General features: G+C 58.2%; 1 protein-coding gene. It reads left to right on the top strand.

The genetic code is table 11. The features are described from left to right. The coding region (locus tag AC0L2P_RS32460; protein WP_473507275.1) for an integrase at positions 1-123 on the top strand (123 nt) is incomplete at its 5' end. Between the last annotated feature and the right edge of the window lie 128 nt (positions 124-251).

The following is a 251-nucleotide window of genomic DNA, read 5'->3' on the forward strand; positions in this document are numbered from 1 at the left end:
CGTCGCGGCATTCCGCTGCCGGAAGCCATGCAGCAGTCGCAGCATCGCTCGGTGCAACAGGCCTCGAACTACTACAATGACGCAGAACGGACGCTTGGGCGGGCGGCGCGGGTTCTTGCCTGACCAGGGGCCTGAGATGCTCTTGGTCCTAGAGCGGTTCAGCTTTTGCTAGATGCCGAGCCGCTCTATCTCTTTGTTTTGACGCAATTCCGAACGGAAAACCGTTTCACACGTTCCCTGGAATTGCTCTA

The organism is Mesorhizobium sp. WSM4836, assembly GCF_055811815.1.